General features: G+C 57.1%; 12 protein-coding genes and 1 tRNA gene. 5 read left to right on the plus strand and 8 right to left on the minus strand.

Annotation, left to right across the window (positions count from 1 at the left end):
• Positions 1 to 29 precede the first annotated feature (29 nt).
• The 5 genes from ADN00_RS02845 to ADN00_RS20400 all read right to left on the minus strand — a co-directional run bounded on the left by ADN00_RS02845 (position 30) and on the right by ADN00_RS20400 (position 4,817).
• Complete coding sequence (locus ADN00_RS02845; RefSeq protein WP_236691466.1) at positions 30 to 398, minus strand: MoaD/ThiS family protein; 369 nt, start codon at positions 396 to 398, stop codon at positions 30 to 32.
• 8 nt (positions 399 to 406) lie between these two features.
• On the minus strand, positions 407 to 649 hold the full coding sequence (locus ADN00_RS02850) for a MoaD/ThiS family protein (protein WP_075061441.1): 243 nt from the start codon (positions 647 to 649) through the stop codon (positions 407 to 409).
• 10 nt (positions 650 to 659) lie between these two features.
• Positions 660 to 1,847, minus strand: a complete 1,188-nt coding sequence (locus ADN00_RS02855) for a tungsten cofactor oxidoreductase radical SAM maturase (protein ID WP_075061442.1) — start codon at positions 1,845 to 1,847, stop codon at positions 660 to 662.
• A gap of 70 nt (positions 1,848 to 1,917) precedes the next feature.
• Positions 1,918 to 3,675: an aldehyde ferredoxin oxidoreductase C-terminal domain-containing protein gene (locus ADN00_RS02860; protein WP_075061443.1), complete on the minus strand. Its 1,758-nt coding sequence runs from the start codon at positions 3,673 to 3,675 to the stop codon at positions 1,918 to 1,920.
• Between the two features lie 317 nt (positions 3,676 to 3,992).
• Entirely contained in the window at positions 3,993 to 4,817 is an 825-nt protein-coding gene (locus tag ADN00_RS20400; protein WP_075061444.1) for an SDR family NAD(P)-dependent oxidoreductase, read from the minus strand.
• Between the two features lie 110 nt (positions 4,818 to 4,927).
• Between ADN00_RS20400 and ADN00_RS02870 the strand changes: the two genes are divergently transcribed.
• Together ADN00_RS02870 and ADN00_RS02875 are read left to right on the plus strand one after the other, a co-directional pair.
• Entirely contained in the window at positions 4,928 to 5,833 is a 906-nt protein-coding gene (locus ADN00_RS02870) for an SDR family NAD(P)-dependent oxidoreductase (protein WP_082389834.1), read from the plus strand.
• A complete protein-coding gene (locus ADN00_RS02875) occupies positions 5,830 to 6,510 on the plus strand; it encodes a DUF4332 domain-containing protein (protein ID WP_075061445.1) in 681 nt (226 codons plus the stop codon). The genes ADN00_RS02870 and ADN00_RS02875 overlap by 4 nt, the downstream gene beginning before the upstream one ends.
• A 10-nt stretch (positions 6,511 to 6,520) precedes the next feature.
• Here ADN00_RS02875 and ADN00_RS02880 read toward each other — a convergent pair whose 3' ends face one another.
• The gene (locus tag ADN00_RS02880) at positions 6,521 to 6,850 is read right to left on the minus strand and encodes a DHCW motif cupin fold protein (protein ID WP_075061446.1); all 330 of its coding nucleotides are present in this window, start codon (positions 6,848 to 6,850) and stop codon (positions 6,521 to 6,523) included.
• A 280-nt stretch (positions 6,851 to 7,130) separates the two neighbouring features.
• Here ADN00_RS02880 and ADN00_RS02885 point away from each other — a divergent pair, with 280 nt between their 5' ends.
• Complete coding sequence (locus ADN00_RS02885; RefSeq protein WP_075061447.1) at positions 7,131 to 7,376, plus strand: SWIM zinc finger family protein; 246 nt, start codon at positions 7,131 to 7,133, stop codon at positions 7,374 to 7,376.
• A 574-nt stretch (positions 7,377 to 7,950) separates the two neighbouring features.
• Here the strand turns inward: ADN00_RS02885 and ADN00_RS02890 are convergent.
• Positions 7,951 to 8,027 (minus strand) — tRNA-Arg (locus ADN00_RS02890).
• A gap of 680 nt (positions 8,028 to 8,707) precedes the next feature.
• Between ADN00_RS02890 and ADN00_RS02895 the strand changes: the two genes are divergently transcribed.
• Both ADN00_RS02895 and ADN00_RS02900 read left to right on the plus strand, forming a co-directional pair.
• Complete coding sequence (locus tag ADN00_RS02895) at positions 8,708 to 9,763, plus strand: P-loop NTPase (RefSeq protein WP_075061448.1); 1,056 nt, start codon at positions 8,708 to 8,710, stop codon at positions 9,761 to 9,763.
• A gap of 350 nt (positions 9,764 to 10,113) precedes the next feature.
• Positions 10,114 to 10,914 carry a hypothetical protein gene (locus ADN00_RS02900; protein WP_075061449.1) on the plus strand — a complete coding sequence of 267 codons (801 nt, stop codon included), beginning with the start codon at positions 10,114 to 10,116 and terminating at the stop codon, positions 10,912 to 10,914.
• A gap of 74 nt (positions 10,915 to 10,988) precedes the next feature.
• Here the strand turns inward: ADN00_RS02900 and ADN00_RS02905 are convergent, their stop codons facing one another.
• Positions 10,989 to 12,365: a sensor histidine kinase gene (locus tag ADN00_RS02905; protein WP_075061450.1), complete on the minus strand. Its 1,377-nt coding sequence runs from the start codon at positions 12,363 to 12,365 to the stop codon at positions 10,989 to 10,991.
• Positions 12,366 to 12,368: the final 3 nt, after the last annotated feature.

A 12,368-nucleotide genomic window follows, 5' to 3' on the forward strand; every position in this document is an offset into this window, starting at 1 on the left:
GTCAATCGACGCTCGACCAGGCCCTGTAACTATTTATAGGCGTGGTGAATGCCCATATCCGGGCTGGATTCCATCGTCTTTTGCATCTCGCTGAGCATCTTGATGCCGTTGCGATACTGAAACGGCCACATCGAGCGCAGGTGGAACAACGCCACCCGGTCGCCGTCTTTTAATTCGTGCTGCAGATCGGGCTGCATGCCCGGCATGGCCGACAGCTCGCCGTTGATAAACGTGATGCCGCGCTCTTCGGTATCCATCCCCAGGTGATTCAATAAATCGCTCAGCGTGCTGCCGGCTGGCAGGCGCGGGTGCGGGTTGGCAAACGTGGTCTCGTTCGGATCGCCCGCATAACGCGCCAGATTTCCGTACAGCCACACATCCAAAGTCATTTCATCCATGTTGGTTGTTATCCTCCTCCCACCGGTGGGAAATAGCCAATTTCGTCGTCATCTTGCAGCTGCCAATCTAACTGCTGCGCGCGCGCGTTGACATAAGCAATTTTAATCTCCTCGGCTGGCAGGCGCAGCAACTCCGCTACATCCGCCAGAGACGCGCCTTCGGGCACATCCATTTCAAACGCTATGCCGGCGGATTGGCCGCCGGGAGCAAAGCGGGTTAAGCTGGCAAACAGTTTCACCTTTAAGCGCATCCGGCCCCTCCTACGGACATTTGACAATATCCTGTGCCCACAGACAGTCCGCGCAAGAGGGGTTCCAGCCCCAGCAGCCCTCGTTGGTCAATCGCAAATCGCAGGTCTCGCGCAGGTCGCAGTCCGGGCAGGAGGGGAAGTGAAACGCGTTTACCTCCGAGCGGAAGCGCACATAGTCCTCCGACATCCAGATCTCGGCCAGGCTCTGTTTGTGCACGTCACCCAGCTCGTAGCGGCTGACCTTCTTGTTGGTGCCGTCCACCGCGAAATAGCTGTAATTATGAGAAAGCGCGTAGCACGGCGACACCTTGCCGTCCCAGCCTACCACAATCGCCTTGTCTTTGATGAAGCGGCAGCGCCGTTCGGCGCCCCAGTGCATGCGCGGCAAATCCAGCGTGGCCCACATCACCCAGGCATCGGCGCGGGTAGCCCAGGCCTGGAACTTCTCCGGCTCTACCGGCTCGTATCCATACAGGCGTTCCTTGAACATATCTTCGGTGTAGGCCAGCACATTGCTCACCAGAATTTTGGAGGCGTTCATTTGCGCCGCCAGGCTGGCAATCTCAGTTAGTTCGGCAACGTTGCTCTTTAAGATCACCGTCTCAAATCCCAGGGCCGGGAAGAGCGAATCCATATCCCTTTTAATCGCGTTGAACTGGCGCAGGTTTTCTACAATCTGCTCCAGATAGGTGCCGCGCACCTTTTCAAACGTCTCAGCCAGGCCGCCGTCCACCGAGACCATCACCCGGTCCACGCCCAGGCGCACCAGCTCGCGGGAAATGTGGGGCTTCAGCATCAAGCCATTTGAGCCGAGGGTAACCGCCAGGTCTTTCTTGCGCACGGCTTCAATCATCTCCAGAATGCCGGGGTGCGTCAACGGCTCGCCAAAACTGGTGAAAATCACCCGTTCCAGGTCGGGCAGGCCGTCGATATCCTCCAAAATGCACTCAAAGGTCGCCCGGGTCATATCGGCATCCGGGTCGCTCCACACATTGCGAATGCAGGTGGCGCACTGCAAATTGCAGCCGGTGGTTACCTCAATGTACAGCTTGCGCGCGTCGGGCAGGCGCGGGTGCAGAATCAGGTCGCCGTCGCGCTCGCTCAACCAGCAGTTCATCTCGGTTGGCATCTGCCTGCGCTCAAAAAACTCGGGGGGGATTTTCGCGCCGTCCTGGCGGTTGATTCGGATATTTGTCATGCTTTTCGTCCAATATTAAATAAGTAGAGCAGGGCGTCCGAAGAAGACGCCCTGCGAAGAGAAATTTCAACTACATTTCGCCAAACACCGAATCCAGCGTTTCATCAGAAACATCAAAGATCTGGTTGTGCGGCGGGAGCGGCTCGGTGTACACAAATTCGGGCAGGCGGTCGGCCGCCGGGCCAATGCCAGCCGCTTCATTGAAGGCGCGCTCTTTCTTGAGCACGTCGTTTCCATACTTGATCACATCGTCGGCGGTCCATTTCGTGCCCAACACGCCGTTGGCTTCGTCAATCATGCCCTGATACCCGCTGGGGATATCCAGAATGGCAAAGGCGATGAACAGGCAGTGACCGGACGAGTCAATGAAGGCGGTGGTCGATTGGAAGGCGCGGCTGAGAGCGGCTTTGCCCTCTGGGCTGAGCGGGTCTTGCTTGCCCATCACGCCCAGAATTTCGGGTGCGATGGTGTAGCCGGCGGTATGGTCGGCGCCCATGGTGGTGGTGGCATAGGTGATGCCAATGCCCTTGACCGCGCGCGGCTCGTAGGCCGGCATGGACTGGCCTTTGACCGTCGGAACGTGGCTTACGCCGTAGGCTTTGCCGGTCGTCTCAGTGCCCGCGCCCATGATGCGGCCCAGCGGCGTGCCTTTGCCCATCTCATACACCAGGTTGATAGCGCCCTTGCCGTCGCCGAAGGCGATCACGCCCGCTTCCATGGCCACGCCAATGGTAGTGCCGGTTTCGATGGTATCCAGCCCGTAGTTATTGCACAGTTCATTCAGCTCGGCGATCACGTCCAGGTCATCAATGCCGCAGTTGGCGCCAAATGCCCAGTCTGATTCGTACTCGATGCACGAGGTATGCTCGGTGCCATCTTCTTTGTACCAGGTGTTGGAACATTGAATGATGCAGCCGGGGCTGCAGGCATGGTTGTAGACCTCTTTGCCCAGGCGTTTTTTATTGCCATCGAAGATGGCTTCACCGGCAATTTTGGGAGCGCCTTCAAAGCGGCCGCTGGTGAAGTTCTTGGTCGGCAGACCGCCAGCCTCATTCAGAATGTTAATCAGCACCGCCGTGCCGTACGAGTTCAAACCACCCTTCGGCTTGGTGATGGCATGCTCGCGCAGCGCGTCGATCATCTTCTTGCGGCCTTCATCAAACAGGGATTTGTCGGCAATTTCTACCCCAGGAGCGCCGTCTTTGTTCAGAATGATGAACTTCAGGCCCTTGGAGGCCATCACCGCGCCCAGGCCGCCACGGCCTGCGTAGCGCGAGGGGCGCATCTTCATATCATTGAAGGCAATACCCGAGTTGGCGTAGCCGTATTCACCGGCCGGGCCCACCGAGCAAACGGAAACATCTTCGCCATATTTGGCATAAATCTCTTTGAAGACACCCGGCAGCGATTTGAATTTATACTGTGTGGCATCAAAAAACTCGGCGTGCGGCTTGCCGTCTTTCCAGGTCATGTACACGCCCCACGCCATGTCCTTCTCGGCAGGTTTGCCTTCGACCACCAGTGCCTTGATACCCATGATACCGAGGTCGCGGCCCCAAGAGGTGCCGGCGTTGGCCTCTTTAATACCGCCGGTCAGCGGCGATTTTCCGCCCACCGAGATACGGGCCGAGGTGGGGGAAGAGGTGCCCGTCACAATACCGGCAGAGAAGACCAGCTTGTTGTTGGGTCCCAGCGGATGACAGGTTGGGGGTACTTCTTCGGCGACCAGCGTGGAGGTCATTCCTCGCCCAGCCAACGTGTGGTAGGCTTTGGGCGATTCTTCGACCTTACAGGTGCGGTCTTTCATATTGATGCGTACAAACCACATAGCTTTCCTCCTGAATTACAAAATTGAATCGAATCGGTTGAAGGTGCAAATCCGCCTCAAGGGAATGGATCCTGAACAGGAAGTGTGATGTGTGCGGTTGTGCTGCGCATTAAAAAACTGCGCAATAGGAAACCATCCCTCAGCAGAGGGGTGATTCTCCTTTGCGCACTGGCGGGCAATGAGGATTGCTCCCCATGCCTATCGTTCACTTATCCACGTGGGAATCAGCGAATCGGAGAAATACAGGCACATGAACAGCCTATACCTGTACTTAAGTATAGGTTTCGACCTGGTCATTGTCAATGATGACATTCGTCTTATTTCGCGGCCGGCGGCATTGGTTTCGACAGGCCAGCCGCCACCCGCGCCTGGGCCGCGCGCCAGCGCCGGCCCACAAATCCGGCCACCACTCCCGCCGGCAGCAGACCGCCCAGCCAGGTGAGAAATTGGCTGGCCACCCCCGGCACATATACCGCCTGGCCGCGCAACGCCAGCTCCACCGCCCGCCGCACTACCTTTTCGGTCTGCTGGGCGGTGAGCCTACCCCACAAGCCCTGGGCGGCTATTTTTCGCCGCGATTCTTCGGTGGTGGGCAGACCCGCCGGGCAGATCACCAGCACATCGGCAATGTCTTTCAATTCCACATGCAGCGCGCGCGAATGGTCCAGAATAAAGCGCTTGGCCGCGGCGTAGGTGGCCTTGTATGGCATGGGGAAGAAAGCCGCCAGGCTGCTGATGTTGATCAGCAAAAAGCGCTGCCGCTCATCGCGCAGCGCCAGCAGGCTGTGCGCCAGATCAACCGGGGTTTCCACCAGCACCCGCGTCAGAAAGAGCATCTGCTCGCGGCTTTTCTCACAGAACGCGCCCTCAAAATCGCGCCCGGCCACGTTGATCAGCCCGCTGAAGCGCATTTCCTCGCGGGCAAAATCTTGCAGCAGCGCGCTTCGCTCGTCCGCGTCGCTCAAATCGCACAGGCGGAAGCGCGTCTCCACCCCATATTGGCGGGCAATTTGCTCGGTCAGGCCCGCTTCGTCCGGCCGCCGGTCCACCAGCAGCAGGTTATAGCCGCGCGCGGCCAGCTCGCGGCACATGGCCGTGCCAATGCCGCCCACCGCCCCGGTGATTAAGATCACATTCTTCATAAGCGCATATCCCTCAATGTGCTGCAGATTTTCTTCTGATCCTGCCAGGATCTGCTATTTCATGGATAATTAAAAGCGGATGCAGTATAAAAAACAAGGAGTATTTCGACATGGAATCTTCCTCACTCTCCATGCAAGGCAAATCCGCGGTGGTCACCGGCGCCACCTCTGGCATTGGTCTGGCCAGCGCGGTGGCCCTGGCGCGCGCCGGCGCGCTGGTAATCGGCGTGGGGCGCAGCCCGCAGCGCTGCGCGCAGGCCGCAGCGCATATTCAGCACAACGTCCCTGGCGCGCGGGTGCGTTATCTGGTGGCCGAGCTTTCTCTGCAACGCGAGGTGCGCCGCCTGGCGGAAGAGATTCGCTGCGTGCTGGATGAAGAAGGATTCACCCACCTGGACGCGCTGGTCAATAACGCCGGGATCGTTTCTACCCATCTCGAACGCACCGAAGAGGGCATATACCTGGCCCTGGCGGTCAATCACCTGGCCGGTTTTTTGCTCACCCACCGGCTGCTGCCCTTGCTGCGCGCCGCGCCTTTCGGTCGGGTGGTCACGGTCAGTTCGGCCTCGCATTACCGCGCCATCTTCAACCCCAAACGGCTGAATGAGCCCATCTTCTACAACGTTGTATGGTCGTATAAGATCACCAAATTGATGAACGTGCTGTTTACCTACGAGTTAAACCGCCGCGAGAGCGGCAGCGCTGTGCGCGCCTTCGCCGTGGACCCCGGGCTGATCAACACCAAAATCGGCATGAAAGACCGCAACTGGATGGTTCGACTGGCGTGGAATGTGCGCCGCCGGGGCGGCCGCCCGCCCGAAGTGCCCGCCCAAACCGTGCTGTACCTGTGCGCCGAAGAAGCCCTGCAGACGTCAACGGAATATTACTGGCGCGACCTGTCCCCCAAAACCCCCAGCCGCGCCGCTCGGCGGCCCGGCCTGGCCCGCGATCTGTGGCAGGCCAGCGCGGAATTGTGCGGACTCGATGAAAACAATGCAAAAAAGGAGCAAGGATGAGCCCCTTGTATGGTATGGACCTGACCCAATTCAGCCTGGCGCGCTTGAAAGCCGTCTTCACCAGCGGAGACCTGCTGCCCTCCCGCAAGCTGTTGAGCGAAGCGGTGGAAGAGCGTTTTGCAATTCTGGAGCAAATGGGCTTGCATCATGTGCAGGATGTGATCGACGCGTTGAGCACCCCCAAAAAGATCAAAGCCTTCAGCCAGGCCAGCGGGCTTTCTGAGGACTATCTCACCCTGTTGCGCCGGCAGGCCAACAGCTACATTCCCAACCCCATCGCGCTGAAAGATATTCCCGGTGTAGACCCAGCCCACACCCAGGCTCTGGCCGCTCTGGGGCTGCGCGATACCCGCCAGCTCTTCGCGCGGGTTTGTTCGCGCGCCGGGCGCGCCGCTCTGCAAGCCGAAAGCGGCCTGCCCGCCGAAGCGCTGCTGGAGTTGACCCGCCTGGCAGACGTCTCGCGCGCCGGCTGGGTGGGGCCGGTGTTTGCCCGCCTGCTGCTCGAAGCCGGCGCAGACAGCATCGAATCACTGGTGGCCAGCCAGCCCGCCGAATTGTTTGAACACCTGATGGCCGCCAATCAGCGCCTGCAGCTCACCAAAGCCCTGTTCACCCCAAAAGACGTGGCCGCCTGCATCACCTATGCCCGCGAGCTGCCCGACCGGGTGGAAATATAAGCCTGCTTACTCAATCGACAATGAATAATTTGGCCCCGAAAGGCGCGCCGGAGCGGTGCGGCTCGGCGTTATCGCCCACCTGGTAGGTCATCCCCGCGCTGAGCACAAACTTGCGCCCGTCCTTCAACTCGGTGTGCAGCTCCCCCTCCAACACCAGCAGAATGTGCCCCTTGGCGCACCAGTGATCGGCCAGATAGCCCGGCGAATACTCCACCATGCGCACGCGAATCCCATCAAACTGCTGCGTGCGCCAGGTCGCCATACCCGTTTCACCGGCATGCTGGGTAACCTCCACCCGCGACCAGTCTGTAACCACAAAGGTGAAATTTTTCATATCCATGGCGGCACCTCTTTTCTTGTATGCTGCGGTTCTGACCTATTTTACCCCCATCGCCGCGCCCGCGCAGCGCGATCATGAAAAAGAGATGAGAATATGGAAAATGGATTGACTTGACTTTACGAAAAGTGCTACTATACTTTAAATTAAAAGGACACTCTATTAACGGATGTTAACACTCATTTTTTACACGTTTTCAGACATAGAGCAAGCAGCGCACGCGGTGTAGCCGCGTGCCTTTTTTTAACCCCATCTCAACCACTTTGTTTAAGGAGACTGCGAAATGGACTACGGAATGATCGGAAAAATCGACAAAGCCAAACGCTATGCTGATGAGCGACACCGCTTTCATTTTCATTCCTTCACCGTCACCGTAGACGGAGAAAATAACGATCACACGGTGAAATACGAAGACGGTAAATGGAATTGTGATTGCAGTTTCTTTGCCACCCGCGGCCGCTGCAGCCATACCATGGCTTTGGAGTTCATTCTGGAAAAAATGCTGGCCGACGCGCCAGTAGAATCATAACCAGAGGAAGAAAAGAAACCTTTTTTACCCCCTAAAACCCCGCAGCGCCAGCAGCATGCGGGTTTTTTTTTATTCCTTAAAAACCTCCACGCCCTTAACAAAGGCTTAACCCACCCATCGCCTGCTCTTAACCAAACTTCCTTACAATCAAAACAGCAAGCAAGCACATCACGCAACAACTTTAGTTTTTGCTTCTCTTCCAAAAACGATCCTCTCTCCAGCGAAAACCCTCGCCATGCGGCGAAGGGTTTTTGCATTCCAAGGGGTTGCTTTTTGGGCGTTTGAAAAGAAAATCGGTTCTTCTGTAAAGGCGGACGGCCGTCCGCCCCAAAAAATTAGCCGTAAAATTGGCACACTCCACCAACGCTGACGGGAGGTCGCCTCCCCTGGCTTGCCGGGGAAGGCTGGGAAGCCACCCGAAGGATTGATGCCTTGAACAGAACAAGCCTGATGGAAAAAATGGTGCGTTGGCGGCAGGTCACCTCCCCTGGCTTGCCGGGGGAGGCCGGGCTGCCACCCTTCGGGTGGTATAGGGGTTCTTAAACCAAAAACGACCCTTTCAGGTCGCTTTGTTTGGTGCCCCCGGCAGAACTCGAATCTGCAACCTTTTGCTCCGCAAGCAAACGCTCTGTCCAATTGAGCTACGAGGGCATTCCATTCTTTGCCTGTCAAACAGGCGTTGTTTAATATACTCCCGCCTGCCTGAATCGTCAAGGTTATAAAACCAAAAAATCTGTTTTTTTCGCCAACCACCCCGAAGAAAATAAAAAATTCCGGCCTTCATGCCGGAACCCTGAGTGTGATTAAACCCCACCAGCCCGCGTCTGTTTCCAGAGCGGGCGGTCAGGCGATTCTTTTGTGTTGGTCAGAAACAACCATTTCTATGCGCGTCCTCAACGAGCTGCTACTTGGCATTGAATTGGTCCGACTGCAGACCTGCCAGGCTGAGCGCGATGAACACCAGTCCAACCACAACAATAACCGGATAAATGATGAAAGACATGCTGCACCTCCTATAACCTTCAAAACCATTCCGCCCAAGCGAAGTCCTTTTCGCTACATATACTATATAACCCTGCCCGCACCGTTTCGCTACGCCACACAGGGGAGGATTTCTCCTGTCTGTTTGGTGAGAGAATCCACTGGCTGACTGGCCAGGCTGCCGGCGGTAAGAACCCCGCGTGGGCTTGTTCTTCACATTAAACTACGTTGGTTAGACGTCTCTGGTTGCAGAAAGGTTCCCATAAATTAAGAACGCGCAGCCAATCAATCTGTTACAAAGCAAACGTTTGCCCGGTGTATAATGAGATTTCATAGCAGGAGAATGCCGCATGACCAACCAACATCCGCTCATCGAAGCGCTCAGCAGCGTGCAAGACCCCGAACTGGGAAAAAGCATTGTGGAATTGGGCATGGTGAAGAATTTGTCCCGCTCCGCAGACGGAGAAGTGCGCTTTACCCTGGCCCTCACCACCCCGGCTTGCCCGCTGCACAGCCACATGGCCGACGCAGCCCGCGCCGCCTTGCTGGCCGTGGACGGCGTGCGCGCGGTGGACATCGAGTTTGGCCTGCTCTCCCCCGAAGAGATCAAATCCATCACCCGCCGCGCCGATGTGCGCCTGCCGCAGCTCAAGCAGTTCAACCAGGTGGGCCAGGTAATTCTGGTGATGAGCGGCAAGGGCGGGGTGGGCAAATCATCCATCGCCGCGCTGCTGGCGGCCAGCCTGTCCCGGCAGGGCGCCAAAACCGGCCTGCTCGATGCGGACATCACCGGCCCCAGCATTCCCAAATTATTCGGCCTGCCGCCCGGTGGCCTGCGCGGCGGCGAGTTGGGCATGCTGCCGGCCGTTACGCCCGGCGGGGTGCGCGTGGTCTCTACGAATCTGCTGCTCAAAGAGGCCGACCTTCCCACCGTCTGGCGCGGACCGCTGATCGCCGCCACCATCCGCCAGTTTTGGGGCGACACGATCTGGGGTAAACTCGACACGCTGATCGTCGATCTGCCGCCCGGCACGTCTGACGCGGCGATTGCCGTGTTGAATTACCTGCCGGTCAGCGGCGCGGTGGTGGTTACCACGCCGCAAGAACTGGCCGGGTTGGTGGTGCGCAAGGCGCTCAAACTGCTGCAAAACAAAGAAGTACCACTGCTTGCCCTGGTGGAAAACATGAGCTATTTCACAGACAGCCAGGGGGCGAAAATTGAGGTGTTCGGCCCCAGCCATCTGGATGACCTGGCAGACCTGACCGGCAGCGCGCCGCGCATCCAGATTCCCATTCTGCCCGCGCTGTCGCAAGCCGCCGACGCCGGAGCGGTAGAAACCATTCACCTGCCGGAGATTGACCGAATCGCCGCATTGCTGCGCTCTACCCCCTCGCCAAATCCTTAACGGCTCTGAATCCAAATCAACTCACCGCCTTCTGATTGAAGGTGGCGTTTTTGCGCTGCCTCCACTCAAAGCAGATTCACCTTTCTCAATGACTTCTGCGGCGAATGGTAGGGTGAGAGCAGATCAGACACGCTCAACCAAAGGGAAAAATATGAGATGACCCGCCCGCATCCCACCGATAAGGTTTTGATAATTCTTCCCACGCCCCCAGTACCGCGGGGGTTATTGGTTTATAATAGGAAATGTGTTCTAAATTGCTTATTGACTCAATAGAATTATTGTTCTATAATAGCTGTAGTTCAATAAACAGCCCACTTTTGAAGAAGTTTGATTAGAAAGGAGAAGGTCAAATGAACCTCTCAAGCATTCGCTCCAACCAACAGCTCATGCAAGCATTGCGGAAATTCCGCGTCAGCCCCGGTCTGCTCTTTGGCATCATCATCTTCACCGCTTTGATCGCCTTCGAGATGTTCAACTACAGCACCACCGATTACGCGCTGCGCGACCTGTTAGGTGACTTGAAGTTCATGGGCATTCACTGGGCCACCATCCTCACCATCGCCTTTTGCGGCATTGATTTCGCCGGGATCGCGCGCCTCTTTACTCCAGAGCAGGGCAACAATGAGCCGAAAGAAGTCTGGTATTTGTTTGGCGCCTGGCTGCTGGCGGCGACAATGAACGCCATTCTCACCTGGTGGGGCGTTTCCATGGCGATTATGACTCACAACGTGCAAAGCGCGGCCGTACTCGACGCCGAGACGCTGATCGATGTGGTCCCAGTTTTCGTCGCCATCATGGTGTGGGTCATCCGCATCCTGATCATCGGCTCGCTTTCCATGGCTGGTGACCGCCTCATCTGGCACCAGGCCGCGCGTTCACCTCGCCGCTCCACAGCCCTCGAAAATGCTCAATCGGCGCACAACCCCGCCCGGCCTTCACAGCGCCCCATGCCCTCCATGCCCATGACAGCCAGCTCTGCCCCTCGCCCGGCTTCACGTGCCATGCCCCGCCCGGTGCCCGGCAACAGCCCCGTCCCAGAGATCACCCCCAACCGCGCAGAACCCACCTACCACAGCGTCAACATGGCTTCGAGTGAAAGCAGCGCTCCCATTGGTGACCGCAGTGCTTATACCCACACACGACAGATGTAATCTGTTCTCCCCGACTGACACGCAAACCGCTCCACATCTCTTGTGGAGCGGTTCTGCTTTTTTTCTTGTTTGATTTACAATACCGGGTCCGGTGGATTAATGGGCAGCCAAACGATAAATCGCGATCCTTTATTAATTTCTGATTCCACTTCGATTCCGCCCTGGTGATTTTCAATGATCCAATATGCAATTGAAAGCCCCAAACCATACCCCGAATCGGGCGAACGTGTTCGCGATTTCTCGCCGCGATAGAAGCGCTCAAAAATATGCGGCAGATCTTCGGCCGGAATGCCCGTCCCGTCATCTTCCACCACAATCACCGCGCGGGCCGCTTCGCGGCGCAGGCTCAACTTCACCTCACCTCCCGCGCGCGAATAATGAACGGCGTTTCCTACCAGGTTTAGGAGCACCTGCTTCAGGCGGTCCTTATCGCCGCTCACCTCCACCTGGTCAATCTCCACAATTTCCAATTTCACGCGCTCACCGGCCAGAGTTTTCATTTGCTGGTAAACCTCCAGCAGCAGGGTATCCAGAGCCACTTTTTCCAGGTTCAAAACCAGCTTGCCGGTCTCGGCCTGCCCCAGCAGCAGCAAGTCGCCTACCAAGCGCGTCAGACGGTCCACTTCGGCATCAATGCTAAGCAGCGTTTCTTCATCCACCTTCTTATATTTTCGGATCAGCCCAATATTTCCCTTAATCACCGTTAGTGGGGTGCGCAGTTCGTGGCTCACATCGGCCAAAAAGCGCCGCTGTGAATTAAATAGCGATTCCATTCGCTCCAGTGTTTGATTAAAGGCGTTGATCAGGCGGCCCACCTCATCATCTTGCGGCCCGGTGATAGGAATTCGCCGCTGCAAGTCATCGGCGCGGATGATGTGGGTGGCTACATTAGTCACTATTTCCAGCGGCTCCAGGGTGTGGCCGGTCACCATCCAGGCCGCGAAAGCGGCAATGAACATGGCCAGCAGCGTCAGCATCGTCAGCACCGATGCCAGAGTGCGCCGGGTCATGTTAATCAAATCAAGCTTGTAGCCAATTTGCAGCACACCGCTTGGGCCGCGCTCGGTTTTCAGCGGCACACTGAGCACCTGCAGGTTGGAACCAGGGGCATAGTCGGCGGTGAAGACCATTTTCCCTGCCCATAACCCTTGGTCATCGAGCGGGTCCTTCTGAGCCCACGGGTAAGAGATCTGCAAAACGCGGTTATCTCCCCACACCTGGTAAACAATATTATCAGCAGGTCGAAAATTTGCCACGCTGCGAATATCGAACTGGTTGCGATTATCCACCCGCAAAACCTCAATTAAACTGGCCGCGGTTTGGGCCAGGCTGGTATTGACCTGGTCCAATAAAAAGGCACTGACCAGGCTGAACACCATCACACTGGCCAGTACCAATACTATACCCACTACAATCGTATAGAGAATCGTCAACCGCAGACGCAGAGACATGGG

Origin of the sequence: Ornatilinea apprima (assembly GCF_001306115.1) — a bacterium.
GTDB lineage: Bacteria > Chloroflexota > Anaerolineae > Anaerolineales > Anaerolineaceae > Ornatilinea > Ornatilinea apprima.

Coding starts and splice junctions, on each gene's coding strand:
- ADN00_RS02845 (WP_236691466.1), bottom strand. CDS start 398: ATGGATGAAATGACTTTGGATGTGTGGCTGTACGGAAATCTGGCGCGT.
- ADN00_RS02860 (WP_075061443.1), bottom strand. CDS start 3,675: ATGTGGTTTGTACGCATCAATATGAAAGACCGCACCTGTAAGGTCGAA.
- ADN00_RS02850 (WP_075061441.1), bottom strand. CDS start 649: ATGCGCTTAAAGGTGAAACTGTTTGCCAGCTTAACCCGCTTTGCTCCC.
- ADN00_RS02875 (WP_075061445.1), top strand. CDS start 5,830: ATGAGCCCCTTGTATGGTATGGACCTGACCCAATTCAGCCTGGCGCGC.
- ADN00_RS02880 (WP_075061446.1), bottom strand. CDS start 6,850: ATGGATATGAAAAATTTCACCTTTGTGGTTACAGACTGGTCGCGGGTG.
- ADN00_RS02900 (WP_075061449.1), top strand. CDS start 10,114: ATGAACCTCTCAAGCATTCGCTCCAACCAACAGCTCATGCAAGCATTG.
- ADN00_RS02885 (WP_075061447.1), top strand. CDS start 7,131: ATGGACTACGGAATGATCGGAAAAATCGACAAAGCCAAACGCTATGCT.
- ADN00_RS20400 (WP_075061444.1), bottom strand. CDS start 4,817: ATGAAGAATGTGATCTTAATCACCGGGGCGGTGGGCGGCATTGGCACG.
- ADN00_RS02855 (WP_075061442.1), bottom strand. CDS start 1,847: ATGACAAATATCCGAATCAACCGCCAGGACGGCGCGAAAATCCCCCCC.
- ADN00_RS02895 (WP_075061448.1), top strand. CDS start 8,708: ATGACCAACCAACATCCGCTCATCGAAGCGCTCAGCAGCGTGCAAGAC.
- ADN00_RS02905 (WP_075061450.1), bottom strand. CDS start 12,365: ATGTCTCTGCGTCTGCGGTTGACGATTCTCTATACGATTGTAGTGGGT.
- ADN00_RS02870 (WP_082389834.1), top strand. CDS start 4,928: ATGGAATCTTCCTCACTCTCCATGCAAGGCAAATCCGCGGTGGTCACC.